The sequence below is a fragment of the Caballeronia concitans genome (genome assembly GCF_001544615.1).
GTDB classification, from domain to species: domain Bacteria; phylum Pseudomonadota; class Gammaproteobacteria; order Burkholderiales; family Burkholderiaceae; genus Caballeronia; species Caballeronia concitans.
Map to the genome: position 1 here is coordinate 92,255 of NZ_FCNV02000005.1, position 26,554 is coordinate 118,808.

Sequence of the window (26,554 nt, forward strand, 5' to 3'; positions counted from 1 at the left end):
GCCATGCGAACGAGCGGCACCTTCAGGCGGCGGCTGACCGTGGCCGCGTTGCTCGCAATGTGCGGCGCGATGCTGCCCGCATCGGCGACGCCGACCATCGCGCTCGACGGCTCCGCGTCGTCGCTCGAGCGTGCGTATGTCGCGGCGCCGTCGTTTGCATCGGCGAGGGCGAACACGGGCGTGGCGATCCACCAGATCGGCGATACGAAGCTGCTCGACGCCGTGAAGGACGTCGGCTTCTCGTTCGTGCGCACCGACCTGTTCTGGGAAGCCGTGCAGGCGCCGGATGGCTGGCACTTCGCGGGCTTCGACGGTCTCGTGAACAACCTGCGTGCTCGCGGCCTCGGCGCGCTTTTCATCCTCGGCTACAAGCATTACGCGTATAGCCCGAATCAGCCGCCGACGTCCCCGCCGCAGCTCGCCGCGTTTCGCACGTATGTCTATCAGGCCGCATGGCGTTATCGCGATGCGCCGGTGCGCTTCGAAGTCTGGAACGAGCAGGACCACAAGGATTACTGGCTCGCGACGCCATCGCCATCGGCGTATCGCGCGCTGCTGGAGAGCGCCGTGAAAGCGGCGCGCTCGGCGAATCCCAATGTCGTCATTGCGACGGGCGGCGTGCAGCAGGTCGATCGCGGATTCATTCGCGCGGTCGGCGACATCAGCGCGACGCAAACCGGCCCCGATGCCGTGAGCGTGCATCCGTATCGGCAAGAGGAGCCGGAGACCGTGCTCGCCGACTATCGCGAGTTGCGTCACGACTTGTCGGGCTATGCGAAACGTCCGCAAGTGTGGGCAACCGAATGGTCATATCCGAGCGTCGGATATCACTATGTAGCCGATATCGGCAATGGTCATTCGAGCGAAGCGCGCGCACGGCAGGCGAACCATGCGGTGCGCCTGCTGCTGATGAACTGGATCGCGCAAGTCGGGCTGACGTCGTATTACGACATGCGCAACGACGGCACCGACCCGAAGGAGATGGAACACAACTTCGGTCTGCTCGATGCGGCGAACGGCAAGCTGCCCGCGTATCACGCCGTGAAGCATCTCTTCGCATTCACGGCCAACGCGAAAAATGCGCGGTATTTCATCGACGACAAAGAGCAAACGGTGGTGCTCAAGCTCGGAGACGCGCGTCGCACCAAGTATGTCGTCTGGTGCTATGGCGCGGGCAATGTCATGAATCTCGATGTATCGCGCTTACCGGCCGGCGCGGTCATCACGGATGTGTACGGTGCGCGGCGCAACGAGCGCAACGTGCTGGCAGTCACTGAAGCGCAGGGACCGGTGTTCATCACGGTCGATTAAAAGCGTCAAACGGCGTGCACGAGGGAACGCGCCGTCGTCGGTTGCGACCGACGTCTCAGGTCTTTTATTTCTTTGTTAGGGATATAACATGCTTTCATATAACATGCGCCCCGTCATGACGCCTGTACCGCAACGCGGCGACGGCCTGGCCGACTTGTGGCGCAGCGTCGTGCGGCACAAGACCTTGCTGGGCGCTGTCACCGGAACGTGTTGCGCAGCGGGCGTGCTCTACGTGCTGCTCGCCACGCCGCAATACCGCGCCGAAGCGCTGTTGCGCGTGCAAAGCAAGGCAGGCACGTCGATCAGCGCGCTGTCCGACGTCTCCGGCTCCATGGCCGCCGACGCTTCCGCCAGCGATGAAAGCGATGTGCTCACTTCACGTTCGGTCGTGAGCGCGGCGATCGCGGCGACGGGCGCGGAGACCGTCGTCGAGACCCAAAGCCACTTCCCGCTGATCGGCAATTACCTGGCCTCGCGCCACGCAACCGACAACGAACTCGCGCCCGCGCTGTTCGGACTCGATCAATACGCATGGGGCGGCGAGCGTCTCAAGCCCGGCGTCTTCACGGTGCCCGAGGCCGCGCTGAAAGCGAAGTTCCATGTGGTCGCGGGGCAGGGCGGACGCTGGACACTGTACGACAAGGACGACAACGCGCTCGCGCAAGGGCGCGTCGGCGAAACGGTGCCGTTCCAGGTCGATACGCCCGAAGGGCGCGCGCCCGGCGAACTGCGCATCGACATGTTGCGCGCGCGTCCCGGCGTGAGCTTCGAGCTGCGCAAATACTCGCAGCAGACGACTTTCGACAACGTGCTCGCGCGTCTGCGTACGGCCATTCCGCCGCGTGATTCGACGTTGCGCGATCCGGCGCTGATCCGTCTCAGCTATCAGGCCGAATCGCCGCTGGTCGCGCAGGGGATGGTCAACGCGATCATCAAGACCTATCAGGAACGCGATGTCGAGCGCCGCGCCGCGCAAGCGCAGACGAGCCTCGGCTTCCTGAAGAAGCGCCTGCCCGCGCTGAAGAGCGATCTGGAGGCCGCGGAAAACCGCCTGAACACGTTCCGCACGCAGACCGGCACCGTCGATATCGCGCAGCAGAACACCGCGCTCATCACGCGCATGAGCCGCCTCGAGGAGCAGCAGACGAACTTGCAGCTCGCGCTCGATGCCGCGCAGCATCGGTTTCAGCCGGGCAACGAGAACTATCAGAGCGCGCTCACGCAGCTCAATCAGGTGAAGCATGAGATCGCGGAGACGTCGAAGATCGCGTCGAACCTGCCGACGGTGCAGCGGCAATATGTTGAACTCGCACGCGATGTCGCCGTCACGACGCAGCTATATACGAGCGTGCTGACCAACGCGCAGCAGCTCGAAGTCGCCGCCGCCAGCACGCCGCCGGGCATTGCCGTGGTCGATTGGGCGGTCGCGCCGGAGAAGCAGTCGTGGCCGCGCGGATGGATCGTGTTGCTCGGCTCCATCTTCGGCGGCCTGTTCGTGAGCACGGTGTCGATCTATCTGATCGCGTTGAATCGCAAGGAACTTCGGAGTCCGGAGGAAATCGATCACTTCTCGCAGCTGCCGCGCCTTGCCGTGATCGCCCGTTCGACCGCGCAACTGAAGCAGGACGTGCGCGCGCTCACGCACAACGCCGCGCCCGCCAAACTGCTTGCGATGACGAGCCCGACCGATCCGAGCATCGAAGCGCTGCGGTCTCTGCGCAGCAGCGTGCGTGCGATGCTGAGCGGCGCGCCGGTCCCGATGAATCATCTGGGCCTGGGCGGCATGAACCCGTTCAATCAGATCAACGGCATGCCGTTCAACGGCACCACGACCGTGATGAATCCGTCGTATGTCGCGGATGCGAACCAGCCGGGCGGCAAGGTGATTCTCTTCACCGGCCCGACGCAGGGCGTGGGCAAGAGCTTCGTGTCGTCGAACTTCGCGTATCTGCTGGCTGAAACGCGCGCATCCGTGTTGCTGATCGACGCCGACATGCGCCAAGGGCGGCTGCGTCATCTCGTCGATGGCCGCACCGGGCCGGGTCTCGCCGAAGTGCTGGAAGGCACGGCGCGCGTCGACGAAGCGATCGTGCCGCTCGGCAATGGCGGGCTGTCGATCATGGATGCGGGCGCGGCGTATCCGGAGAACCCGGCGGAGCTGCTCGGCCGTCCGGCGTTCCAGGAGACGCTCACGATGCTGCGCGACATCTACGACTACATCGTGATCGATTCGCCGCCGGTGCTGCCCGTCAGCGACGCGCTGTCCATCGCCATGCAGAACTGCGACCTCGTGCTGCTCGTGTCGCGTGCGGATCGCACGGGCGCGCGGCAACTGGAGGAAACCTTGCGCCGCCTGGAGAACGTGGGCGCGAAGGTCGGCGGGCACGTGTTCAACGGCTTCGCGCCGGGACGCTACGGTGCGCGCGAGGAATACGGGTTCAGGGCCGTGGCGCGTTAAGCGGTAAGCAATAAACGATAAGCGGTGATCGGGAAGGGCGGTCCGGCGGTTTCAGCGGACCGCCCTTCACACGTCTGCGTGCAACATCCGCTGCAACGTGGCGACGACGTCGGTCCAGCCGCCCAGCTCCCGCGCCCGCACGAGCCGCATCGTCGGATACCACGGCGTCGACGTCGCCGCGCGTTCATAACGCCATTCGGCGACGTGATTCAGAAACATGTAGCTGCGCTTGCCGAGCGCGCCCGCGATATGGCTCAGCCCGCCATCGTTGCCGACGAACGCGTCCAGCCTGTCGATGACCGCCGCCGACTGGCCGAGCGTCAAGTCGAGGTCGAGCGTGGCGAAGCGGTCGAGATCCGCCGAGCGCGGATCGTTCAGCCAGCGCCGGCGTTCGAAGCCGCGCTGCATGATGACCCAGTAGATATCGCCCGGGCTATCGAATAGCGGGTCGAGATCGGGCAGACACAGACTGCGATTGGCAAAGTTATTCGCCGATTCGCACGACGACCAGAACACGCAGACGCAGCGCCGTCCACGCGCGCGCTGCCGGATGCGATCGACGACGGCATCGACGCTCGACGGATCGGCCGGTTCGATGTACCGGCGCGACGGCGCGTAGCCCAGCACGGGAAAGAGCGCGGTGAAGAGCGTGAACGGGTCGGTCCACATGGCGGTATCGCCGGACGGAGCAGTGAAGCCGGCGTCGTGCATCGCGCGCGCAAGCTCGGCCTGCTCGGGCTGCGGCATCGAGAGGCGGAAGAGGCGGGTGTCGTACTGCACCTCGACGCCCATCGCTTCCAGTGCCGCGATATAGCGCGCCCAGTTGACCAGGTCGCCGTAGCCCGATGCGACCGGTTGAACGTGCAGGCGTGCGGGCAGGGCGCGCTGGCCGGTCCAGTATTGTTCCAGGTCGAGATGCGGAAAAAGCACACGACGCGCTTCGTTCGACGACCAATATCGATGCATCGCCGCGACGCCGTGCGCGATGCCGTCTCGCCGCATGACGCTGCGCGCCTGATGATGGCCGAGCACATATTGCGAATGCTCGTCGAGTCCTTCCGGCGTAAGGCTGATAATCGGGTCGTCTTCACCGAGATAATGCCAGCCATATACGCGCCACAAATACGCGGCGATTGGTGCGGTGGCGGGTTTTCGGGCGAAATATTCAAGCGCCGCAAGTGCGATTTCCTTTAATCCGAGGTGCGCGCAAATGTCGCATAGACAATGAACGTGAAAAGCGAATATGTCGAATTCACGCGTGAGCTTGAAGCATATATCGAGCGCCTTGAGAAACTGACCGGCTCGTAAATGCGTAACGGCGCGCCAATGCCAGTAATCGGCGGAGTGGCCGTCCGAAGCGAGGCGTTCATCGAGAAAACGAAAACAATCTTCGATATTGCCTGCATAAAGCGCTGGATAAAGGTCGTCGTATTGCCCGATCATGGTGTGATCCTGGAAAAGAATCGCTGCGCGCGATGATGCGGGACTATGGCACGCTGATCGGAGAGTTGCACCTGCAGGATGGATCGCCGAAAAAATTTGACGATTATCGGATCATGCGCCTGACCGGGTGCCGGGCAGGGTGGTCGCGCATGGCTCAAGTGCGCCGGGCGGACGCCGCCACCGGAGGGCGCGTGTCTAGAACGGATCGCGCATGTCGCGTGCGGCGCGGAACATCACATCGATTTTCGGCGAGACACTTCCGAAAGCGCCATCTAGCAGACGCTTGCCCAGCAAAATCAAATCATCCAACTGGTCGCTCATGCTTCCAATTCCGATACGGTTCAGCAGAGCGATTTCTTCGAGAATGACCGGGTCTCGCAGTGTAGTAACGAGCAGAATGGGGACAGTGGGAAACCGCCGTCGAAATTGAGCAAGCAACTGCACGTTTCCGATATCCAGGTCCGGCTGTACAAACGCGGGATTCATAATCACCAGATCGACGATACTGTATTCCAGGCAGGAAAGAAGCTGGGGTTCGCGGGTCGCGATTTGCACCGAATTGCGAAACGAGCCGGCGCTGAGCAGATTCCTTATAGGCTCAGCAACTATCGGCAATGGTTCAGCAATGAGAATGCGGTGATGAACATTTCCCTGTTTCATTCTTGGCCTCACAGAGTGTTTGAAGATGAACCCCGATCCCCAAAACCGAGGATAACTGAGGAAATGCTCATGTACTATTAAATTCTTTCGATATTGCACTCTAAAAACAAATTCTCAATACATTTTTATAGATTGGACCGTTAAATCGATGCTTGCACGATGCATCGACGGATTCGAAGCAGTTAATTGGCGGTGGTCGGTGACAAATAGCTGCGGGAGATGGACGTAATCATCGAAGGTGCGGCCATGCAGGAAAACGCGCACGGCAGTAATACCTCGCAGATAACAACGCGGCGGCCGGTGAAACGTCTCGACTTCAGCACACCGCGCCGTGCTCACTAGCTGCCCTTGGATCTCTCCGATTTTTCGTCGCTCGGCGGCACACCCGCAGGACTCGGCGGATCGCGCAGTTCGGCGTCCTCGCCCGGACGGTGCGGCGGATCTTCGGGCTGTGCCGGACCAAGGTCGGTCAGGCCTTCGGAATCGATCGGGTTCTGAGGCGGATTGCTGTTTTCCGTGGACATGAGCGGCTCCGGTGTTGAACGTCATCGTGGAACGCTTGCAGCAAATCGCGTTCCGTCGCGGGCATTCTTCGTGCTGTCCGTGTCGTGCGCGATCGAGCGCGGCTGTCACACGTCACACTAACGCATGGATTGGAGATCATCATGACGATTCCGCAGAACGAACCCGGCACCGATGTCGTCGATACGGACAAGGCCAAGCAACCGGCGCCGACGCCCGAGAAGTCCAACGAAGACTTGCCGCTCACCGAAGCCGATGATGGCAACACCCGCACCCCGACGAACCCGTCATAAAGCGTTCGAGCACAGGCGGCCGCGCGTGAAAGGCCGCTTCCGACTCATGAAGTGAGCTGCTATAGAAAATGCGCTAATTTATCTTATGTCAAATGTGGTCCGTGCAGATGGATCATCGATCCAACTCCCCAGCGCGCCCCAATAAAAACTCCCGCTCCCTCGCGTTCCTCGCCAACTCTGCCGCCCGAAGAAACTCCTCGCGCGCCTCGTCCTTGCGCCCGACGCGCGCCAGTAGATCCGCCCGTACGCCCGGCAGCCAATGATAATTCCGCAGCGCATTCTCATCGCGCAGCCGGTCGACGATATCCAGCGCCGCCTGCGGCCCGAACGCCATGCTCACGGCCACGGCGCGGTTAAGCTCGACGACCGGCGTCGGTGCAACCTGCATCAGCACGTCGTAGATCGCGACGATCATCGGCCAGTCGGTATCCGCGGCGGTCGGCGCGCGGGCGTGACACGCCGCGAGCGCCGCTTGCAGCGCATAGACGCCACGCGCACCGCCCAGCGATTCGGCCCGCTTCAACGCCGCCAGCCCGCGCTGAATCAAGAGCGGATCCCATCGGCTGCGATCCTGATCCGGCAGCAGCACCGGACGTCCGTCTGCATCGACGCGCGCCTTCATCCGCGATGCCTGTATCTCCATCAATGCGACGAGCCCATGCACTTCGCTGTCCTCGGGCGTCAGTTCGGCGAGGATGCGCCCGAGCCGCAGCGCGTCGTCGCATAGCGCGGGACGCATCCAGTCGGCGCCGGCGGTCGCGGAATAACCTTCGTTGAAAATCAGATAGACGACTTCGAGCACCGAAGCGAGCCGCGCCGCGCGTTCATCGGCCTTGGGCGCTTCGAACGCGACGCGAGCCGCCGACAACGTCCGCTTCGCACGCACGATGCGTTGCGCGATCGTCGGTTCCGGCACGAGAAACGCGCGCGCGATTTCGTCCGTCGTGAGGCCGCCGAGCAGCCGCAAAGTCAACGCGACGCGCGCATCCAGCGACAGCACCGGATGACACGCCGTGAACAAGAGCCGAAGCAAATCGTCGCCGATATCGTCTTCGCGCGCGGCATCGAGGGCATCGACGAAATCGGGGGTGATGTGCCTCTCCTGCGCGTCCAGATCGCGGCCGAGTTCCTCGTGCTTGCGCGCGTGCAGCGCGTGCTGCCGCAGACGGTCGAGCGCCTTGTTCTTCGCGGTCGTCATGAGCCACGCTCCCGGCTTGTCCGGCACGCCCTCGCGGCTCCAGTGCTCGAGCGCTGCGACGAACGCGTCCTGCGCCAGCTCTTCCGCCAGCGCGACGTCGCGCACCACGCGCGCCACGCTCGCGATCACCTTCGCGGCCTCGATGCGCCACACCGCGTCGATGGTCCGCCGCGTCGCCGCTTCGCGTTCGTCGAAGGCTGCGCTCACGCGGCTTCCGGCGCCATGTGCACGAGTTCCCAGATGTGGCCGTCCAGGTCCTCGAACGCATGGCCGTACATGAACCCGTGATCCTGCGGCGGACGCGGCGCGCGCCCGCCCGCGGCGATCGCCTTCGCGACGAGATCGTCCACTTCCGCCCTGCTCTCGCACGACAGGCACACGAGCGTCTGGACCTGCGTGTGCGCGTCGATCAGCGTCTTGTCGGTGAAGGTCTGGAAAAACGGCGTGGTCAGCAGCATCGCGAAGATGTTTTCGCCGATGACGAGACACGCGGCATCGTCATTCGTGAACGCGGAATCGAAGCCGAGACCGAGCGCCTTGAAGAACGTCATCGATTGCTTCAGATCGTGTACCGGCAGATTCACGAAGATTTGCTTGTGCATGGTGCGGTTTCCTGGCTCTTGTTGGTTGTTTCGATGACGACGTTCCACGCGCGCACGAATCGACGCCGCATCACAAATAACACGGCCCGACCTTGCGGACTTCGACCGTGCACCACGACGCGGCCGGGCATTCGGCGGCGATCGCGACGGCTTCGGCGTGCGTCTCGCAGTCGAGCAGAAAGAAGCCGCCGATCATTTCCTTGGCTTCGGCAAACGGCCCGTCGATGACGCGCGCGTTGCCGTCGGCACGCGAGACGCGCGACGCATCCTTCAGCGATGTCAGCGATTCGCACGCGCGCAACACGCCGCGCGCCGTCAACGCATCGGCGAATTCCCCCATCTGCCGATACGCCTCGCGGCCTTCTTCCGGCGATCGCGCCGCGCGCTGTTCGACCGGTTCGACGATGAGCAACAGAAAAGCCACGGCGGTCTCCTTTCACGGTGTCGGTGTGGCCCAAGTTAAACCGTCGCGCCGCACTCGGCAATCCGGAAAAATTCGTATGACAATAATGCTCATTTGTCGGACGTTACATTGCGTTACGCGACGTTGCGTGCAAGATACGCAAATCGTATGTAGTATCTGCCCGCAATCGTCTGATCGCCCGCTGCCCGGCAGGCAAAAATGACCGGGCCATCCGATTACCGTCGTTATCCGGTTGTAATTCGCCGTTGTAGTTCACCGTTGTAGTTCGCGCTGCGATTCCCCGCTGCTTCCCGATGCGCATCTCCTGAATGCGTCGTTAGTTGACCTAATCGAACAATGAAGAAGAACCCGTTCCTGCTTTCCACGCTCGTCCTTGCGCTCGCCGGTTGCGGCGGTGGCGCCGATGATTCCTCCACGCCCGCTTCCGTCGTCAACGCGGCGGCCAGACCCGCGCTGACCTGCGCGTCGCCCGTGACGGCGGCGGCGTCGGGCGGCAGCGGACAGATCACCGTCGACACCCCGAGCACCGATGGTTCCCGCATGTATCCCGCCGGCACGAAGTTCCAGGTCGCGGTGACCACGCGCCCCGGCAGCGCCGATACGCTCAAGTGGAGCATTGCCGATGCGCTCGGCAAGACGGTCGCGAGCGGCAGCTTCGCCGCGCCCGCCGCCGCCACGAAAACCACCCTCACCTGTTCATCGACGATCGCGGGTTACTTCGCCGTCTCCGCGACGTTCGTCAACCACGGCGGCCGGGTGCAGACAGCGGGCACGCGTCCGAACGGCATCGCCACGTTCGGCGTGCTGCCGAATCTCGGCGGCGTCATTCCGCCCGTCACGTATGCGAAACAGGAGCAGCATCGCTTCGGCATGCAGGGCTTCAACGACAACGGCACGATGCTCGCGGCGCTCGGCATTTCGTCCACCATCGACGATCGCCAGATGTCCGTCATGGAGCCGAACGGCCGCAACACGTTCAACCCGTCTGCAAACAATCTCGATCCGTTCTACACGTCGGGCAAGGTCATGCGCCTCGTGCGGCTAGACGGCATTCCTGGCTGGGCGAGCGCGCACGGCCTGAGTCCGGACTACGGCTATCTGCCGAGCGATCCGTCGTACTTCGCGGATTATCTGTCGCGCGTCGGCCAGGAAACGGAAGCGATCCGCGCGCGCTATTACCCGACGATGTCCGCGAACTACTATCAGGTCACGTGGGAGCCGTACATTCTGTGGAAGGACACGGACGCGAACTTCGTCGCGCTGTACAAGGCGGCGTATCAAGGGCTGCATTCGAAGGATCCGCACGCGGTCGTGATGGGACCGGCCGAGCCGTTCCCGTCGCTCACGACGGAGCGCCTGAAGCGCCTCGCGCCGCTCGGCCTCGCGCACTATCTCGACGGCATCGCGACGCATGGTTATTACGATGCGGGCACATCGCCGTCGCATCCGCCGGAGCGCCATCACACCGACGCGAACGCCGCCGACGCCGCCAACTCGCTGCTCAACGAAATGCGCAATCTGCGCGCGGAAATGGCGAAGGACTACAAGCCGAACATGAAGCTGTTCGTCACGGAGACGGGCATCAGCTACGACATCGGCTCGAACTACGGTCCGAACTATCCGACGCCGAACGTGCTGTTCGCGCAGGGCGCGGTCGTCGCACGCACGCACATCATCCTGCTCGGCGAAGGCGCGGATCAGACTTACGTGTTCTTCGGGCCGGACTTCCCCGGTGAGCCTGGCTACGGCACGTTCTTCGATCTCGATCATCCGCAAGCCGCGTTCGGCACGACGAACATCAGCCCGAAGCCGGCGGCGATGGCCGTCGCCGCGATGACGCGCGTGCTCGACGGCACGATCACGCTCGGCCCGGTGAACAACCTGCCGTCCGGTGTGTATGCGTATGCGTTCCAGCAGCGCGGCAACGGTAAGGTCATCACCGCCTTGTGGACGCACAACAACGCGGTCTGGCCGGCATCGAACGGTGCGTTCAGCGCGACGTACAGCACGCCGTACAAGCTCAACGTCGATGCAGCCGGCACGAGCGGCACCGTGCAACTCATCGACGCGATGGGCAACGTATCGAGCGCGCCGTACACGAACGGTGTCGTCACGCTGACGTTGACGGAATCGCCGCAATACGTCGTGTCCGTGAATGCGGATGTCGCGAAGAAGAACGCGACGAAGCCGCTGGGCTATACCGGCGCGTAACGTACGTAACGTCTTGTCGAGGCGAACGGCATCTCGTTATTGACAGCGCCGCACGTTCGCCTCGATACTGCACGACATGCACGCAGCCCTTCTCATCGCCATCGCCGCGATTAAAAACCCAATGAACGCCATGGATGGCGGGTCATCGGGAGAGCGTGTGCGCTAGCGAAGAGAGAAGCAAAAGCTGGCAGAATCGATTCCGAAGGCCCCGCCGAAAGACGGGGCCTTTTGTTTTGATGCGTGCGTGGCCCTCCGTCTTCGGCTCACATCATGGAGAGCAGGATGGAAGAGCTGTCGAAAGTTGAAGGCCGTGGCGCGCGCGTCGTTGTGTATCTCGAAGTGGCCGCGCGCCGGACCGTGTCATGGCGCGTATCGCGCGATGCGGAGTTGCGCATCGGGAACGCATCGGTGTGGCTCACGCGTCATCGCGATCCCTACGACTACTGGATGCAGCCCGGCGACGTGCTGCGTCTCGTGCGCGGCGAACGCGTGTGGCTGTCGTCGGATTGCGATCACGCGGTCGAGGTCTCGGTGACGTCGTATCGCAAGGCACGTGAGCGGCCCGCGTGGACGCGCATGTTCGCGCGCTTCTTCCCGCGCTCCGTCAATGCGATATGAGCTGGTCGACGCTCACGGCGCGACGCATCGGAAGCTCGCCGCGAGATTGACGCTGCCCTTGCCGACATAGCGCGGATAGCCCGGATACCGGCAGATTGGCCGCGTGCGTCCGTTGGTGGCGGGCGCGATGTCGCTGCCGATGAGTGTCTCCGGCGCGACGCCGTTCGTCACCCAGTCGTCGAGCGCGCCGAGTTCGTCCCATGCGGGAATGAACACGCCGTTGCCGTGCTGGAAGCCCGGCACCATGTAAAGCCGCATGAACGAATCGACGGTGTCCTGCCCGTAATGCTCGATGAGCCCGCGATAAAACGCGATCGTCTGGTTCGGGCTGATGACTTCGTCGGCGAGGCCGTGCATGGCGACGAGCTTGCCGCCGTGCGCGATGAACGCGGAGAAATCCGGGTTCATCGCGCCGACGGTGTACGAGAGCGTGATGAGCCGCTGCCGGAAATGCGCGGGATTGTCGATGTCGAACGCGAGCGCGTTGAAGTTCGGATCGCGCGTGACGAAGTGGCGGATATACGCGTCGCCCTGAGCGAAGAGATAGCCGTTCGCCGCGAAAGTCGGCGGCGTGAGGAGCGTCGGCGAATCGCCGAGGCCGAGTGCGCCCGTGAAATCGACGCCCTGGAACACGTTGTAGCCGGGGTAATCGGCGACGCCGTACGCGAGCGCGTAAGGCATCGACAAACCGTCGCGCAGGAGTTCGAGCGTGTCGAGCTGCGCATCGGAGAGGCAACTGTCGCGCAGGGACGGACGCTGCCCGTTCGCGCAACGCAGCGACGCGATGATCTGCGGCTCCAGCTTGCGGCAGGCCTCCACGTTGCCGACGATGCCGTCCGCGAGACCGTCGAGCCGGTCGCACTCGTGCATGACGGTGTCGAACACGCGCCGCTGCTGCGCGATCCCGACGAAGCCGCCCGGTTTCGCATACGACGCCTGCCCGACCTTCACGCCGAAGAGCCGCACGCCCGAGAAGTTGATCGCGGGCGCGTTGGCGATCACGCCGTCGTAATCGTTCGGAAAACGTTCGATGACGGTGAAGCCTTCGCGGCCGCCCGTCGAGCCGCCCGCGAAATACGTCTTGTCCGGCATGCGCCCGTAGCCCATCTGGATGAGCGCGAGCGCCACGTCGCGCGTTTTCTTGAGATGCGCGAAGCCGAAATTGACGATGGCTTCGTCGTTCACCGCGAAGTCCGCGCGTCCCGAATTGCCGACGTGGCCTGAATCCGAGCCGAACGTCGCGTAGCCGCGCGCGAGCGGCGTCGAGTCGGGCGCGAACGGCATCGGCTGCGTGCCGGAAACGAGCACGCCGTTGTAGCCGCCGCCGCCCATCTGCAGCGCGCGGCCGTTCCAGCGGCTCGGCAAATTCACTTCGAAGCGGATATCGGGCGTGGTGTCCTGCAGCGCCTTGATGATGCCCGTGATGCGGCAGTACTCGCCGTTGCGGTTGCCCGGCGCCACGGCCTTCACCACCGATGCCGTCGCGATCAGCGCGCCGCGCGTCGGCAAGCCGATGACCGATGCGGGCACTGTCTTGCCGGCGAGATCGTCGCAATGCCTGGTGACGTAGGCGGCCGCGTGCGCGTTCGCGAGCGGGATCAGCGCGGCGAACGCGATCAGAAGCGCGCGGCACGCGAAGGGCAACCGGCGCCAGGCATCGGACGATAGGAAACGGCGTATGGGGAACACGGGTTGGACTGGATACTTCGATGGCCGCTCAATATATAAGAAGCGATCGGCGATAGCCATTCGGAGCCGCCGTCCGGCGTTGCAGCGGCACAACCGGGCGTGAGCAGACGGCATGCCGCGCCGCGCGCGCGTCGTTTGCGTTATTCCCCGTCCCATTCGCCGCGCAGGTCGCTGTCCTGCAGAAGCTGGAGCAGCGTTTCGGCGGGCCGGCTCAGATGCTTCGCCCCGAACGCGATGAACTCCACTTCCGGCAATTCGGGCAAATCCGCACGATTCTCGGGCGCTGCGAGTCCACGCCCCGCCAGGAAATGCGAGCGCACCGTGAGCCCGAGGCCGCCGCGCGCCGCCGCGATACAGCCCGCGTGACTGCTGCTCGTGCAGACCATCTGCCAGCGCGCGCCACTCATGGCGAGTGAATCGAGGACGACCGCGCGCGTGACGCTCGGCTCCGCGACGAGAATGAGCGGCAGCGGCAGGCTCGTATCGACGACGGTGCCCGGCTTTGCGAGCCATTCCAGCCGCCCGCTGAAAAGCCGCGTGCCGCGCGCATCGCCGAGTCTTCGCTTGCCGACCGCGAGGTCCAGTTCGCCCGAATCGACCAGTTGATAAAGCCGCCCCGTCATGCCGATGGTGATTTCCAGTTCCACGTCCGGATGCGTGTCGCGAAACGCGGCGAGCACGCTCGGCAGCGGCCCGAGCGCGAGGTCGTCCGACGAGCCGAGGCGCACGCGCCCGCGCAGCTTGCGCGAGCTGAACTGCGACTCGGCATGCGACATCGCTTCGAGAATCACGCGGGCGTGGACGAGCATGGCTTCGCCGTCGGCGGTGAGCGCGAGCGAATGCGTGTCGCGCACCAGCAGCCGCCGCCCGACGCTCTCTTCCAGACGTCGAATATGCTCCGAGACGCTCGACTGTCGCAGCCCGAGCTGCCGCCCCGCGTCCGTGAAACTGTGCGACGCGGCCACCGTCGCGAAGGTGTTCAGCCAGATGGGATTGAGCATGCGGCATTGTGATCGGCATTGCCGATCGCAGTCAATGCGGTTAGCGGGCTTCCCGATAACGCGCGCCGTCATTAAAATTTCATGATGCGTGCTGGAACCGGTATCAGCGGCGCTCTCACCATTGAATTCCATGACCAGACAGTCTTCGCACACGGCGCTTTTGTGGATCGTCGCCGTGGGCTTCTTCATGCAGGCGCTCGATACGACGATCGTCAACACGGCGCTGCCTTCGATTGCGCGCGACCTGCACGCCGCGCCGCTCGCGATGCAGGCGATCGTCGTCGCCTACACGCTCACGATGGCCCTGCTCACGCCCGCCTCCGGCTGGCTCGCGGACCGCTTCGGCACGCGGCTGGTGTATCTCGTGTCGATCAGCCTGTTCGTCATCGGATCGCTGACCTGCGCGATGGCGCATTCGCTCGATCAGCTCGTCTGGGCGCGCGTGCTGCAGGGCGTCGGCGGGTCGATGCTGCTGCCCATCGGCCGGCTCGCGATTCTGCGCGCCGTCAGCGGCGAAGCCTACGTCTCCGCGCTCGCGATGATCTCCGTCGCGGGTCAGGTCGGCCCCATTCTCGGCCCGACGCTCGGCGGCTGGTTCGTGCAGTCGTTCACGTGGCACTGGATCTTTCTGATCAACGTGCCGATCGGCGCGGTCGGGCTGTATGCGGTGCATCGCTTCCTGCCGAACGACACGGCGCACGACGCGCCGCCCTTCGATTTCATCGGCTGCGGATTGCTGTCGCTATGCATGGTGTCGTTTTCGCTCGCGCTCGATTGTCCCGTCGAAACGCATCGCGGAGCGGTGTCGGCGGCGCTCTTCGCCGTGGCCGCCGTTTCGGCGTTCGCCTACGTGCCGTATGCGCGGCATCGGCGTAATCCGCTCTTTCATCTCGCGCTGTTTCGCGAGCCGAATTTCAGCGTGGGACTCGTCGGCAATCTGCTGTGCCGCATCGGATCGAGCGCCGTGCCGTTCCTGTTGCCGCTCATGATGCAACTCGAACTCGGCTACAGCCCGCTGCACTCCGGCATGATGATGCTGCCCATCGCGATCGCCGGCACGCTCTCGAAGCGCTGGATCGCGCGGCTCGTCAGCCGTTATGGCTACGACAACTTCCTGCTCGTGAACACGGCGCTCGTCGGCGCGTCGATCGTCGCGTTCGCGGCGTTTTCGCCGTCGTTGCCGCTCGCCGTCGAGATCGCGATTCTCGTGTTGTTCGGCGCATGCAATTCGATGCAGTTCGCCGCGATGAACAGCGTCACGCTCAAAGGCTTGTCCAGCAAGGACGCGGGCAGCGGCAACAGCCTCTTCTCGATGGTGCAGATGCTCGCCATCGGGCTTGGCGTGTCGATCGGCGGGTTGCTCGTGCAAGTGTTCGAAGGACAGTTCGGCTCGGCGTCCGTCGGCTTCCGGCTGAGCTTCGTGTGCATGGGCGTGGTGACGCTGCTGTCGGGCGTCGTGTTCCGCCGGCTGGATTCCGCGCCGCGCGCGGCCGCGCAGGCATCGGCGGCGCGTTAGCGCTCGATACGCCGCTTTAGTCCGCTTCGGCAGGCGCGCGGCATCGGCGCTATTCTGCCGGGTATCGTCCGCCCTTCCCTCTCTGGAGCGCAACCGTGCAATACCGCAAATTCGGCAACACCGGCTTAACCGTATCGCGTCTCACGCTCGGCACCATGACCTTCGGCCTGCAAACGGACGAAAACGTCTCGCGCGCCATCATGGACCGTGCGAGCGAGGCGGGCGTCAATTTCATCGATACCGCCGACGTCTATCCGCTCGGCGGCACGCACGACGTCGTCGGTCGCACCGAGGAAATCGTCGGGCGCTGGCTCGCGGGCAAGCGCGACCGCTACATTCTCGCGACGAAGGCCGTCGGCGTGATGGGGCCGCTCGCGTGGAACAAGGGCGCGTCGCGCAAGCATCTGCTCGACGCGATCGATGCATCGCTCAAGCGGCTGAATACCGATTACGTCGATCTGTATCAGCTTCACATGGACGACCGCGACACGCCGCTCGACGAGACGCTCGAAGCACTCGATGTCATCGTGCGGCACGGCAAGGCGCGCTATATCGGCGTGTCGAATTTTCTGGCGTACCGGCTCGCGCGTGCGCTCGGCCGTGCGGACGTATTGCGCACCGCGCGCTTCGTTTCCGTGCAGCCGCGCTACAACCTGCTGTTCCGGCAGATCGAGCGCGAACTGCTGCCGCTCGCCGAAGAGGAAGGACTCGCCGTCATTCCGTACAACCCGCTCGCGGGCGGATTGCTGACGGGCAAGCATCGTCACGACGCCGCGCCTTCCGATGGCCGCTTCACCGCGACAGTCGGCAAGGCGGGCGAGATGTATCAGGAGCGCTACTGGCACGAGCGCGAGTTCCAGACCATCGAAAAGCTGAAGGCAACCGTCGCGCCGACCGGACGATCGCTCGCGAGCACGTCGCTCGCGTGGGTGCTGGAGAATCCGGTGGTGACGTCGGCGATCATCGGTGCGAGCCGTCCCGAGCAGCTCGACGACACGCTCGCCGCCGTCGATCAGCCGCTCGATCCCGAGATCAAGGCGAAGCTCGACGATCTGACGGTCGAATATCGCTGGGGCGACGCCCAGCGCTAAATTCGCGGGTTGCGTTCAGGCTCGCGCGTAGCGCGCCCGGTAGATGCCTTCGAGCGAATACAGCGCGAGCGCGGCCCAGATCGCGCCGTAGCCGATCAACTGGTCGTGACCGAACGCCTCGCGATACAGCACCACGCCGATCAACAGTTGCAGCGTCGGCGTGATGTACTGGATGAGCCCGAGCATCGAAAGCGGAATGCGGCGCGCGCCGGCCGCGAACAAGAGCAGCGGCACGGCGGTGACGGGCCCCGCCGCGGCGAGCAGCAGCTTCACGCCAATCGACGCATGCGCGAATCCGCTTCCGCCATGCGTATTCAGCAAGAAGAGATAGAGCAGCGCGACCGGGCACAACAGCATGGTTTCGAGCGTGAGGCCTTCGAGCGCGCCGAGCGTCGCGGTCTTGCGCAAGAGGCCGTAGCCGCCGAACGTGAGCGCGAGCGCAAAGCTGATCCACGGCGGCGCGCCGTTGGCCCACGTGAGCCACACGACGCCCAGCGCCGCGACGATCACCGCGATCCACTGCACCGGCCGCAGGCGTTCGTGCAGGAACGCCATGCCGAACAGCACGTTGACGAGCGGATTGATGAAGTAGCCGAGACTCGCCTCGACGATGCGTCCATCGTTCACGGCCCAGATATAGATGCCCCAGTTCGCCGACAGCAGCACCGCGCTCGCCGCGAAGCGCGCGAGCAGCCGCTTGTCGCGCAGCACCGGCCCGAGCCATTGCCATTGACGCCGCACCGTCAGCACGACGAGCAGGAAGAGCATCGACCACGCCATGCGGTGCGAAAGCATTTCGACCGCGCCGATCGAATGGAGCGTTTTGAAATAGATCGGAAAAAGGCCCCAGATGGCAAAGGCCAGGAATGCGTAGACGACGCCTGGATTCATGTTCGATACTTTTGCGCAGTAAGGCTTCGAAGCAATCCGGAAGCCGGCTGCAAGAAATGGAAGCAGAATTTTAGTCGACGCCGCTGCGTTTTCCGCCGTTCGCGCGAACGTCAGGCGAGATTCGTGCTCCAAGGCACAGCATGAAAGCGCTTCGATAGCTCAACCCGCATTCGCTAATGAACCAAAATCAGCCGTCCGTACACACCCAGTTCTTCCACATCCTGCTGTTCGTCGTGACGGTCGCGCTCGGATGGGTTTTGCTGCCGTTTTTCGGTGCGATCTTCTGGGGCGCGATTCTCGCCCTGCTCTTTCACCCGATGCAGCGCTGGCTCACCGTCCGTTTCGGCAAGCGGCGCAACCTCGCCGCGCTGACGACGCTCGCCGCCGCGATTCTCATCGTGATCATTCCGGTGTCGGTCGTCGCGGTCACGCTCGTGCAGGAAGTCGCGCTGGTCTACACGCGCATCAAGAGCGGCGATCTGAATTTCGGCCTCTACTTCCAGCACATGTTCCATGCGTTGCCCGTGTCCGCGCAGCAGATGCTCGGTCGATACGGCCTCGACGACATCCCCGGCATCCAGCGCAAGCTGATGGAAGGCGCGTCGCAGATCAGCCAGTTCGCGGCGGCGCAGGCGCTGTCGATCGGCCAGAACACGTTCCAGTTCGTCGTCAGCTTCGGCGTGATGCTTTACCTCGTGTTTTTCCTCTTGCGCGACGGCGGCGAGATCGGCCGCCGCATCCGGCGCGCGATTCCACTCGATCCCGCGCCGAAGCAGCATCTGATTGCGAAGTTCACGACGGTCGTGCGCGCCACGGTCAAGGGCAACATCGCGGTCGCGGCCGTGCAGGGCTTTCTCGGCGGGCTGATCTTCTGGATACTCGGCATCAACGGATCGCTGCTGTGGGGCGTGCTGATGGCGTTTCTTTCGCTGCTGCCCGCCGTTGGCGCGGCGATCGTGTGGGTGCCCGCCGCCGTCTATTTCTTCATGACGGGCGAGATATGGCGCGGCGTCGTGCTGGTGCTGTTCTGCGTCGTCGTGATCGGACTCGTGGACAACGTGCTGCGGCCGATTCTCGTCGGCAAGGACACGAAGATGCCCGACTGGGTCGTGCTCATTTCCACGTTAGGCGGCATGGCGCTCTTCGGCATCAACGGCTTCGTGATCGGCCCGCTGGTCGCGGCGCTCTTCATGGCGAGCTGGGATATCTTCACGCAGGACGAGGAAGGCAAGAGCATGTAGAAAAACGGCTCCTTCACGGAGCCGTTTTTCTCTGCAAGCAAGCGCCAATCAGCGTTGATTCGGCGCGTTATACCGGCACTCGAAGCGCTTCCTCACCGTGCCGTTCTCATCGACGCTTTCCAGATAGACATCGAACTGCCACAAGCGCGCCATGTGCTTGAGCACTTCGTCGCTGTCGTTCGACAGATGACGGTTATCGGTCATGAAGTGACGCAGCGTGAGACTGCGATCGCCGCGCGTATTCACCGAATACACCTGGATATTCGGCTCGCGATGATGGATGTCGTACTGCCGCGACAACGCCTGCCGCACATAGCGATAGCCGCTTTCATCGTGAATGGCCGAGACTTCCAGCGCATCGCGCATGTCGTCGTCGAGAATGGAGAACAGGCGCATCTCACGAATCAGATGCGGCGACAGATACTGCGCGATGAAGCTCTCGTCCTTGAAGTTGCGCATTGCGTAATGCAGCGATTCGAGCCAGTCGCTGCCCGCGAGTTCGGGGAACCACTCGCGGTCTTCATCCGTCGGGTTCTCGCAGATGCGGCGGATATCGCTCATCATCGAAAAGCCGAGCGCATACGGATTGATGCCGCTGTAATACGGCTTCGTCACCGGCGGCTGATACACCACGTTGCTATGCGAATGCAGGAACTCCATCATGAAGCCGTCTTCGAGCCGGCCTTCGTTGTAGAGCGTGTTCAGAAGCGTGTAGTGCCAGAACGTGGCCCAGCCTTCGTTCATCACTTGCGTCTGACGCTGTGGATAAAAATACTGCCCGACCTTGCGCACGATGCGAATGACTTCGCGCTCCCAAGGCTCCAGCAACGGCGCGTTCTTTTCCGCGAAATACAGCAGGTTTTCCTGCGGCTCCGGCGGATAGCGGCTTTCGGCTTCTTCCGCGGACGGCGCCTTCTTGTTCGGCAGCGTGCGCCACAACTCGTTGACCTGCGATTGCAGATACGCCTCGCGCTCGCGCCGCATCGCCGCTTCCTTCGCGAGCGACAGCTTCTGCGGACGCTTGTAACGATCCACGCCATAGTTCATCAGCGCGTGGCACGAATCGAGCAATTCCTCCACACGATCCAGCCCATAGCGCTCCTCGCATTCCGCGATGTAATTCTTCGCATAGACGAGGTAATCGATGATCGCATGCGCGTCCGTCCAAAGACGGAAGAGATAGTTGCCCTTGAAGAAGGAGTTATGCCCGTACGCGGCATGCGCGATGACGAGCGCCTGCATCGTCATCGTGTTCTCTTCCATCAGATACGCAATGCACGGATTCGAATTGATGACGATCTCATACGCGAGTCCCATCTGCCCGCGCCGATAACTCTTCTCGGTCGAGAGAAAGTGCTTGCCGAACGACCAGTGCCGATAGTTCACCGGCATGCCGACGGACGCGTACGCGTCCATCATCTGTTCGGCGCTGATGATCTCGAGTTGAATGGGATAGACATCGAGCCCATAACGATTCGCGACGCGCGAGATTTCGGCGTCGTATTCCTCGATCAGCTCGACGCTCCAGTCCGACGGGCACGGCAGAGGCCGCTTGTCTGCAACGTTCATCCTGCCTTCCTTGTGCGTCCTCGCGGACGCATTGCGCTGCCCCGCTTCCGGTCCAAGTTTCGAAGGAGCACGATCGTCCGTGCCGTCCAGGTGATAACCACGCGTTTCGTTATTCGAATCCCTGCTCGTCATGCGGCCGCCTGTTGTTTTTCGAAGAGTTCGCGGAACACCGGATAAATGTCCGATGCCGAGTCGACTTTCTTCATTGCCAGTTCAGGTGCGCCGGCCGCCAGTTGAGCATACTCCAACCAGAGATTCTGCTCCTCTGGCGCGACTTGAATATAGGCAAAATACCGTACCTTCGGGAGAATGTCTTCCGCGAGCAGCTTGCGGCATTTCGGGGAATCATCGGTCCAGTTGTCGCCGTCCGAAGCCTGTGCGCCGTAAATGTTCCATTCAGTCGGCGAGTAGCGTTCGTCCATGATCTTCTTCATCAGCTCGAGCGCGCTCGACACCACCGTGCCGCCGCTTTCCGTCGAGTGGAAGAAGGTGTCCTCGTCCACTTCCTCGGCGCGCGTGTGGTGGCGAATGAACACCACTTCGATCTTCTCGTAGTTCCGCTGCAGGAAGAGATAGAGCAGGATGAAGAAGCGCTTGGACAAGTCCTTGCGCTGCTCGTCCATGGAACCGGAGACGTCCATCAGGCAGAACATCACGGCTTTGCTCGATGGCGTCGGCTGCTTCACGCGGTTGATATAGCGCAGGTCGAAAGGATCGATGAACGGAATGCGCGTGATCCGTCCCTGCATGACGACGATTTCCGCTTCGAGCCGCGCGATCTCTTCGGCGTCGCCGTCTTCTTCCTTCAGTTGTTCGAGCTGGCGTTCCATCTCGCGCAATTGCGACGCAAGCGGCCAGCCCAGCGCGATACGGCGCCCGAGCGCGCTACGCAGCGATCTCACCACGTCGATGTTGTTCGGCGTGCCTTCGGCCGCCCAGCCCGCGCGCACGTTCTTCCATGTGGGCACGGCGAGCAGTTGCGTCTTCACGAGGCGCGGCAGTTCGAGATCGTCGAAGAAGTACTGCATGAATTCTTCGCGCGAGAGTTCGAAGACGAAATCGTCCTGGCCTTCGCCCTCGTTGCTCGCACTCTTTCCGCCGCCGCCCGAGCCGCCCGGCGGACGCGGAATCTTGTCGCCGCGAATGTAGTCCGCGTTGCCCGGATGGACGTACTCGCGCTTGCCGCCCGGCCCGTGCCTGAACGACGGCTCCGCGATGTCCTTCTTCGGAATCGTGATGCTCTGCGTGCTTTGAATGTCTTTGATGCTGCGATCGCGCACCGCGTCGGAAACGGCGCGGCGGATGTAGTTCTTGACGCGTCGCAGGAAGCGCTCGCGGTTCGCGATGCTCTTGTTCTTGCCGGCTAGCCTGCGGTCGATGATTTGGTGCAGCACATCCAGTCTCCCGCGTAATTGGCGAGGTGCGAGGCGCTGCATGAGTCCTTGGCGCACCGCGCGCGGCTTCGCCAGCGTCTCTCACTCGCAACATGCCCGCCTTGTCGCCGGGTCCGGTGCTTGAACCGGGCGGCGCGGGCCTGAGACAACCTTTCTGCTTACGACTTACACTCGCGAACTTACGACGACTTGCGCACGCGCAGATACCAGTCGCACAACAGACGCACCTGCTTCGGCGTATAGCCCTTCGCGACCATGCGATTGACGAAGTCCTCGTGCTTCCTCTGCTCTTCCGCCGATCCCTTCGCATTGAACGAGATGACCGGCAGCAGTTCTTCGGTATTGGAGAACATCTTCTTCTCGATCACGACACGCAGCTTTTCATAGCTGATCCACGCGGGATTCTTGCCCCCGTTCGCGGCGCGCGCACGCAACACGAAGTTCACGATCTCGTTACGGAAGTCCTTCGGGTTGCTGATGCCCGCGGGCTTCTCGATCTTCTCCAGCTCCGCATTCAGCGCGGCGCGGTCGAAGCTCTCGCCGGTGTCGTGATCGCGGAATTCCTGGTCCTGAATCCAGAAGTCCGCGTACGTCACGTAGCGATCGAAGATGTTTTGTCCATACTCGGAATACGACTCCAGATACGCGGTCTGAATCTCCTTCCCGATGAATTCGGCATAACGCGAAGCGAGCACGTCCTTAATGAACGAGAGATACTTCTGCTCCGTTTCCGGCGGGAACTGCTCGCGCTCGATCTGCTGTTCGAGCACGTACATGAGATGCACGGGATTGGCCGCGACTTCGGTCGAATCGAAGTTGAAGACGCGCGACAGGATCTTGAACGCGAAGCGCGTGGAGACGCCCGTCATGCCTTCATCGACACCCGCGAAATCGCGATACTCCTGATACGACTTCGCCTTCGGATCCGTGTCCTTCAGGTTTTCGCCGTCATACACCTGCATCTTCGAGAAGAGACTCGAATTCTCCGGTTCGTGCAGGCGCGTGAGGACGGCCATCTGCGCCATCATCTTGAGTGTGCCAGGCGCGCAGACCGCATCCGCCAGCGAGGAATTGCGCAGGAGCTTCTCGTAGATCTTCACTTCTTCGCCATAACGCAGGCAGTACGGCACCTTCACGACGAAGATACGATCAAGCAGCGCCTCGTTGTTCTTGTTGTTGCGGAAGGCCTTCCATTCCGATTCGTTCGAGTGCGCGAGGATGATGCCGTCGAACGGAATCGCGCCGAAGCCTTCGGTGCCCTTGAAGTTGCCTTCCTGCGTGGCGGTCAAAAGCGGGTGCAGCACCTTGATCGGCGCCTTGAACATTTCGACGAATTCGAGCAGGCCCTGATTCGCGAGGCACAGACCGCCGGAATAGCTGTACGCGTCGGCGTCGTCCTGCGAGTAAGTTTCGAGCTTGCGGATATCCACCTTGCCGACGAGCGAGGAGATGTCCTGATTGTTCTCGTCGCCCGGCTCCGTCTTCGCGATGCCGATCTGGCGAAGTATCGACGGATAGCGGCGCACGACGCGGAACTTGCGGATGTCGCCGTTGTATTCATGCAGGCGCTTGACCGCCCACGGCGAGAGAATGCTTTTGAGGTAGCGCCGCGGAATGCCGTATTGCTCTTCGAGCACGGGGCCGTCTTCGTCGTAATCGAAAAGGCCGAGCGGCGATTCGTTGACGGGCGATCCCTTCAGCGAGTAGAACGGCACGCGTTCCATGAGTTGCTTGAGACGTTCGGCGATCGACGACTTGCCGCCGCCCACCGGGCCCAGCAGATACAGGATCTGCTTCTTCTCTTCGAGACCCTGCGCCGCGTGCCTGAAATACGACACCACGTTCTCGATCACCTCTTCCATTCCGTAAAACTCACGGAACGCGGGATACACCTTGATGACCTTGTTTGCAAACACACGCGACAGGCGCGGATCGAGACGCGTATCGACCATTTCGGGTTCACCGATGGCCGTCAGCATGCGTTCGCCCGCAGTTGCGTATGTGGCAGGATCTTCCTTGCAGAGCGCGAGATACTCTTCCAGCGAGAACTCTTCCTCGCGCGTTTTTTCGAAGCGGGTCGCGAAACTGCTGTAGATATCCATGCTACCTCCTCGCCGAAGTCAGAAAGCCTTGGTCGTCTCAACGCGCGTTATCGAAACGACATCGCTTGAATTCATCCTAAACCCTTTCGAATTTTTTTTCACGCACTAGCTAAGGTGATTTGCCAGGAAGCCGCTTGGAACTATCACTAGCTTGGTGAGTTATTTTCGTTCACCTACAATCCTCAGTCCCAATGTCGGTAACGTCGTGTTCGTTGTATCGCGCTTTCCATGCGTCTTTGCAGCGTCGTTCCGCCAAAGCCGCAACGTTGCGCGAATGCATCGCTCGCGATCGCTTCTAAAAGCCACTCGAGCAGCGCTCAATAAGTGTTCCCGATAGTGTTCCCGATACGCGCGAATGACATCGCTCAAGTCAGCACGAGTTCGAGTTCGCCGATGCGATCGATCGCGCCATGCACCATCGACGGTCCTTCCACGCGATACGCGCCCGTATAGGAACCGGTGGTGATGGTCCAGAAAGGCTCGACGGTCAATCCCATACGAGAACAATGGTTGACGAGCCAGGGCAGCAATTCGCGAGGATCGCCCGCGGGATTGCCCAAGGTAGCCGGAGCAATCCCCACGCCATCGAGCGTGAGTTCCAGTCGCGGCGCAAGAAAATCGAAGCCCGGCGCGACCACGTCGTAGGGTTCCATCCCGCTCGTGATCAGCGCGCCGTTGTTCTGCGCATCCGCAAGCTGCGCGAGCGGATCGAGATTGGGCCACTGCGCGAAACGGCTGTCGACCACTTCGAGCGCCACTGCAATGCCGCCGATCGCGGCGAGCACTTCGGCGCGCGTGTAAGCATCGGATTTCGGGGGCAGTGCGTACGCGAAGCGAAACGCGATCTCCAGTTCCACCAGCACGCGAAAGAAGCCGTTGCATGGCAGGCGCGCGGGCGACACGTACACGCTTTCGGCATCGATGGGCGCGCCCGTGGCGAGCGCATCCGGTGCGCGCGCGCCGATCTTCCATGCGCCGATGCGCGCTTTCATGTCGCGCAGGACTTCGTGCTGGATGGCGTAGGCGGTGTGCGCGTCGGGAGGAAGATCGCGCTCTTCGAGGGCGTCGATCAGTTGATGCTGACGCCGGGCTGCGGCGAGCTTCGCGGCGAGTGTCGATCCGGTCATGTCGCTAACCTCGTATGAACGATGACGCACAGTGCATCAGTGTACGGGCTAGCGGATCAAAGTTGCGTTTGCCCTTGCGAGCGTCATGTAGCCACACGTCGCACGGCGTGTGAAGGAACGATGACATCGCGGGAAACGGTCGCGTGAGACGCGCACGATTGCATGAGGTGCAACGAACGGCATCAGCCAAGCGTCGCGCCTTGCTGGAATGTGCGCGCTTACGCCGTCACTTCGGCGCGATGCGGAATGGACGGCTGCGCGCCTTCGCGCGTCACCGCGATGGCGGCTGCGCGCTGACCGAAGGCGATCGCATCGGCGACGGCGCTGCCGCGCGCGAGCTCTGCCGCGAACCCGCCTATAAAGGTGTCGCCGGCGGCGGTGGTATCGACGGCATCGACTTTCGGCGACGGAAGATGCTTGCCGTCGACGTCGCCGTCGAGCAGCGCGAACACGCCCTGCCCGCCGAGCGTGATGACGACATTGCGGGCGCCTCTCGCCTTCAGCGCATGCGCGGCGCGGCGGGCATCGTCGGGTGTGGCGATTGCCATGCCCGTGAGCGTGGCCGCTTCCAGTTCGTTCGGGATCAGGTAATCGATGAGCGCGAACCAGTCGCCGGGCAACGCGTTCGCCGCCGGTGCGGGATTGAGAATCGTCGTGCGGCCGAGCCTGCGTCCGGCGGCGAGCGCGGCGCGCACCGTTTCGGGCGGCGTTTCGAGCTGGCACACAATGACATCCGCGCGCGCGAGCATCGCTTCCTGTGCGTCGATGCTCGCGGGCGTGACTTCGGCGTTGCTGCCCGCGACGATGACGATCGCGTTCTGGCTCGCATCGTCGACGATGATGAGCGCCACGCCCGTCGGCGCATGTTCGCTCGTGGCGAGCGCCGCGCAGTCGATGCCCTCCGCTTCGAGGCTCGCGCGCAGCGTCGCGCCGTTCGCATCCTGGCCGACGCAGCCGATCATCGCGACCTGTGCGCCGAGGCGTGCCGCCGCGACCGCCTGGTTGCCGCCCTTGCCGCCCGGCACCTGCGCGAACGTGTGTCCCGCGAGCGTTTCGCCGGGCATCGGCAGACGCGGCGCGCGCGCGACGAGATCCATGTTGAGACTGCCGACCACGGTCACGCGGCCGCGCGGGGCCGCCTGCGTGGCGTTGCTGGCGTCGGTGGACTTGGCGTTGTCGCTCATCGCGCTGGT

General features: G+C 63.0%; 22 protein-coding genes. 8 read left to right on the forward strand and 14 right to left on the reverse strand.

Annotation, left to right across the window (positions count from 1 at the left end; genetic code table 11):
- Positions 1-3: 3 nt before the first annotated feature.
- Both AWB72_RS14675 and AWB72_RS14680 read left to right on the forward strand, forming a co-directional pair.
- Positions 4-1,311, forward strand: coding sequence for a cellulase family glycosylhydrolase (locus tag AWB72_RS14675; RefSeq protein ID WP_040048462.1), 1,308 nt, complete (start codon positions 4-6; stop codon positions 1,309-1,311).
- Between the two features lie 88 nt (positions 1,312-1,399).
- Positions 1,400-3,769, forward strand: coding sequence for a polysaccharide biosynthesis tyrosine autokinase (locus AWB72_RS14680; RefSeq protein WP_084592691.1), 2,370 nt, complete (start codon positions 1,400-1,402; stop codon positions 3,767-3,769).
- Between the two features lie 66 nt (positions 3,770-3,835).
- On the opposite strand, the gene AWB72_RS14685 is transcribed toward AWB72_RS14680, so the two are convergent.
- The 3 genes from AWB72_RS14685 to AWB72_RS14695 all read right to left on the reverse strand — a co-directional run bounded on the left by AWB72_RS14685 (position 3,836) and on the right by AWB72_RS14695 (position 6,396).
- Positions 3,836-5,212, reverse strand: coding sequence for a glycosyltransferase family 9 protein (locus AWB72_RS14685; RefSeq protein ID WP_040048463.1), 1,377 nt, complete (start codon positions 5,210-5,212; stop codon positions 3,836-3,838).
- A gap of 195 nt (positions 5,213-5,407) precedes the next feature.
- On the reverse strand, positions 5,408-5,872 hold the full coding sequence (locus AWB72_RS14690) for a response regulator (RefSeq protein ID WP_040048464.1): 465 nt from the start codon (positions 5,870-5,872) through the stop codon (positions 5,408-5,410).
- Positions 5,873-6,210: 338 nt separating this feature from the next.
- A complete protein-coding gene (locus tag AWB72_RS14695) occupies positions 6,211-6,396 on the reverse strand; it encodes a hypothetical protein (RefSeq protein WP_040048465.1) in 186 nt (61 codons plus the stop codon).
- A 141-nt stretch (positions 6,397-6,537) separates the two neighbouring features.
- On the opposite strand from AWB72_RS14695, the gene AWB72_RS28915 reads away from it, so the two are divergent.
- Positions 6,538-6,687, forward strand: coding sequence for a hypothetical protein (locus AWB72_RS28915; RefSeq protein WP_159459370.1), 150 nt, complete (start codon positions 6,538-6,540; stop codon positions 6,685-6,687).
- A gap of 112 nt (positions 6,688-6,799) precedes the next feature.
- Here the strand turns inward: AWB72_RS28915 and AWB72_RS14700 are convergent, their stop codons facing one another.
- The 3 genes from AWB72_RS14700 to AWB72_RS14710 all read right to left on the reverse strand — a co-directional run bounded on the left by AWB72_RS14700 (position 6,800) and on the right by AWB72_RS14710 (position 8,911).
- Positions 6,800-8,092 carry an RNA polymerase sigma factor gene (locus AWB72_RS14700; RefSeq protein ID WP_040048466.1) on the reverse strand — a complete coding sequence of 431 codons (1,293 nt, stop codon included), beginning with the start codon at positions 8,090-8,092 and terminating at the stop codon, positions 6,800-6,802.
- Positions 8,089-8,487, reverse strand: coding sequence for a VOC family protein (locus AWB72_RS14705; protein ID WP_040048467.1), 399 nt, complete (start codon positions 8,485-8,487; stop codon positions 8,089-8,091). The genes AWB72_RS14700 and AWB72_RS14705 overlap by 4 nt, the downstream gene beginning before the upstream one ends.
- 70 nt (positions 8,488-8,557) lie before the next feature.
- Complete coding sequence (locus tag AWB72_RS14710; RefSeq protein WP_040048468.1) at positions 8,558-8,911, reverse strand: YciI family protein; 354 nt, start codon at positions 8,909-8,911, stop codon at positions 8,558-8,560.
- Between the two features lie 336 nt (positions 8,912-9,247).
- On the opposite strand from AWB72_RS14710, the gene AWB72_RS14715 reads away from it, so the two are divergent.
- Together AWB72_RS14715 and AWB72_RS14720 are read left to right on the forward strand one after the other, a co-directional pair.
- Positions 9,248-11,122: a hypothetical protein gene (locus AWB72_RS14715; RefSeq protein WP_040048469.1), complete on the forward strand. Its 1,875-nt coding sequence runs from the start codon at positions 9,248-9,250 to the stop codon at positions 11,120-11,122.
- Between the two features lie 282 nt (positions 11,123-11,404).
- Entirely contained in the window at positions 11,405-11,740 is a 336-nt protein-coding gene (locus tag AWB72_RS14720; RefSeq protein WP_040048470.1) for a DUF2917 domain-containing protein, read from the forward strand.
- A 12-nt stretch (positions 11,741-11,752) separates the two neighbouring features.
- Here AWB72_RS14720 and AWB72_RS14725 read toward each other — a convergent pair whose 3' ends face one another.
- Positions 11,753-13,384: a tannase/feruloyl esterase family alpha/beta hydrolase gene (locus AWB72_RS14725; RefSeq protein WP_040048471.1), complete on the reverse strand. Its 1,632-nt coding sequence runs from the start codon at positions 13,382-13,384 to the stop codon at positions 11,753-11,755.
- A gap of 185 nt (positions 13,385-13,569) precedes the next feature.
- Positions 13,570-14,430, reverse strand: coding sequence for a LysR family transcriptional regulator (locus AWB72_RS14730; RefSeq protein WP_040048472.1), 861 nt, complete (start codon positions 14,428-14,430; stop codon positions 13,570-13,572).
- 130 nt (positions 14,431-14,560) lie between these two features.
- Here AWB72_RS14730 and AWB72_RS14735 point away from each other — a divergent pair, with 130 nt between their 5' ends.
- Positions 14,561-15,946 (forward strand): DHA2 family efflux MFS transporter permease subunit, encoded by a 1,386-nt coding sequence (locus tag AWB72_RS14735; protein ID WP_040048473.1) that lies wholly within the window; start codon positions 14,561-14,563, stop codon positions 15,944-15,946.
- A 95-nt stretch (positions 15,947-16,041) separates the two neighbouring features.
- On the forward strand, positions 16,042-17,037 hold the full coding sequence (locus AWB72_RS14740) for an aldo/keto reductase (RefSeq protein ID WP_040048474.1): 996 nt from the start codon (positions 16,042-16,044) through the stop codon (positions 17,035-17,037).
- A gap of 15 nt (positions 17,038-17,052) precedes the next feature.
- On the opposite strand, the gene rarD is transcribed toward AWB72_RS14740, so the two are convergent.
- Positions 17,053-17,928 carry an EamA family transporter RarD gene (gene rarD, locus AWB72_RS14745; protein WP_040048475.1) on the reverse strand — a complete coding sequence of 292 codons (876 nt, stop codon included), beginning with the start codon at positions 17,926-17,928 and terminating at the stop codon, positions 17,053-17,055.
- Between the two features lie 176 nt (positions 17,929-18,104).
- Here rarD and AWB72_RS14750 point away from each other — a divergent pair, with 176 nt between their 5' ends.
- On the forward strand, positions 18,105-19,169 hold the full coding sequence (locus AWB72_RS14750) for an AI-2E family transporter (RefSeq protein WP_040048476.1): 1,065 nt from the start codon (positions 18,105-18,107) through the stop codon (positions 19,167-19,169).
- Between the two features lie 48 nt (positions 19,170-19,217).
- Here the strand turns inward: AWB72_RS14750 and AWB72_RS14755 are convergent, their stop codons facing one another.
- The 5 genes from AWB72_RS14755 to rbsK all read right to left on the reverse strand — a co-directional run bounded on the left by AWB72_RS14755 (position 19,218) and on the right by rbsK (position 26,545).
- A complete protein-coding gene (locus AWB72_RS14755) occupies positions 19,218-20,870 on the reverse strand; it encodes a SpoVR family protein (protein ID WP_040048477.1) in 1,653 nt (550 codons plus the stop codon).
- Positions 20,867-22,132 carry a YeaH/YhbH family protein gene (locus AWB72_RS14760; protein ID WP_040048478.1) on the reverse strand — a complete coding sequence of 422 codons (1,266 nt, stop codon included), beginning with the start codon at positions 22,130-22,132 and terminating at the stop codon, positions 20,867-20,869. Before AWB72_RS14760 ends, AWB72_RS14755 begins: the two co-directional genes overlap by 4 nt.
- Before the next feature lie 179 nt (positions 22,133-22,311).
- A complete protein-coding gene (locus tag AWB72_RS14765; protein ID WP_040048479.1) occupies positions 22,312-24,234 on the reverse strand; it encodes a PrkA family serine protein kinase in 1,923 nt (640 codons plus the stop codon).
- Positions 24,235-24,599: 365 nt separating this feature from the next.
- Positions 24,600-25,361 (reverse strand): hydratase, encoded by a 762-nt coding sequence (locus tag AWB72_RS14770; RefSeq protein WP_040048480.1) that lies wholly within the window; start codon positions 25,359-25,361, stop codon positions 24,600-24,602.
- 218 nt (positions 25,362-25,579) lie between these two features.
- Positions 25,580-26,545, reverse strand: coding sequence for a ribokinase (gene rbsK, locus AWB72_RS14775; protein ID WP_052449650.1), 966 nt, complete (start codon positions 26,543-26,545; stop codon positions 25,580-25,582).
- Positions 26,546-26,554 lie beyond the last annotated feature (9 nt).

Coding starts and splice junctions, on each gene's coding strand:
- AWB72_RS14675 (WP_040048462.1), top strand. CDS start 4: ATGCGAACGAGCGGCACCTTCAGGCGGCGGCTGACCGTGGCCGCGTTG.
- AWB72_RS14680 (WP_084592691.1), top strand. CDS start 1,400: ATGCTTTCATATAACATGCGCCCCGTCATGACGCCTGTACCGCAACGC.
- AWB72_RS14685 (WP_040048463.1), bottom strand. CDS start 5,212: ATGATCGGGCAATACGACGACCTTTATCCAGCGCTTTATGCAGGCAAT.
- AWB72_RS14690 (WP_040048464.1), bottom strand. CDS start 5,872: ATGAAACAGGGAAATGTTCATCACCGCATTCTCATTGCTGAACCATTG.
- AWB72_RS14695 (WP_040048465.1), bottom strand. CDS start 6,396: ATGTCCACGGAAAACAGCAATCCGCCTCAGAACCCGATCGATTCCGAA.
- AWB72_RS28915 (WP_159459370.1), top strand. CDS start 6,538: ATGACGATTCCGCAGAACGAACCCGGCACCGATGTCGTCGATACGGAC.
- AWB72_RS14705 (WP_040048467.1), bottom strand. CDS start 8,487: ATGCACAAGCAAATCTTCGTGAATCTGCCGGTACACGATCTGAAGCAA.
- AWB72_RS14715 (WP_040048469.1), top strand. CDS start 9,248: ATGAAGAAGAACCCGTTCCTGCTTTCCACGCTCGTCCTTGCGCTCGCC.
- AWB72_RS14720 (WP_040048470.1), top strand. CDS start 11,405: ATGGAAGAGCTGTCGAAAGTTGAAGGCCGTGGCGCGCGCGTCGTTGTG.
- AWB72_RS14730 (WP_040048472.1), bottom strand. CDS start 14,430: ATGCTCAATCCCATCTGGCTGAACACCTTCGCGACGGTGGCCGCGTCG.
- AWB72_RS14735 (WP_040048473.1), top strand. CDS start 14,561: ATGACCAGACAGTCTTCGCACACGGCGCTTTTGTGGATCGTCGCCGTG.
- rarD (WP_040048475.1), bottom strand. CDS start 17,928: ATGAATCCAGGCGTCGTCTACGCATTCCTGGCCTTTGCCATCTGGGGC.
- AWB72_RS14750 (WP_040048476.1), top strand. CDS start 18,105: ATGAACCAAAATCAGCCGTCCGTACACACCCAGTTCTTCCACATCCTG.
- AWB72_RS14755 (WP_040048477.1), bottom strand. CDS start 20,870: ATGACGAGCAGGGATTCGAATAACGAAACGCGTGGTTATCACCTGGAC.
- AWB72_RS14765 (WP_040048479.1), bottom strand. CDS start 24,234: ATGGATATCTACAGCAGTTTCGCGACCCGCTTCGAAAAAACGCGCGAG.
- AWB72_RS14770 (WP_040048480.1), bottom strand. CDS start 25,361: ATGACCGGATCGACACTCGCCGCGAAGCTCGCCGCAGCCCGGCGTCAG.
- rbsK (WP_052449650.1), bottom strand. CDS start 26,545: ATGAGCGACAACGCCAAGTCCACCGACGCCAGCAACGCCACGCAGGCG.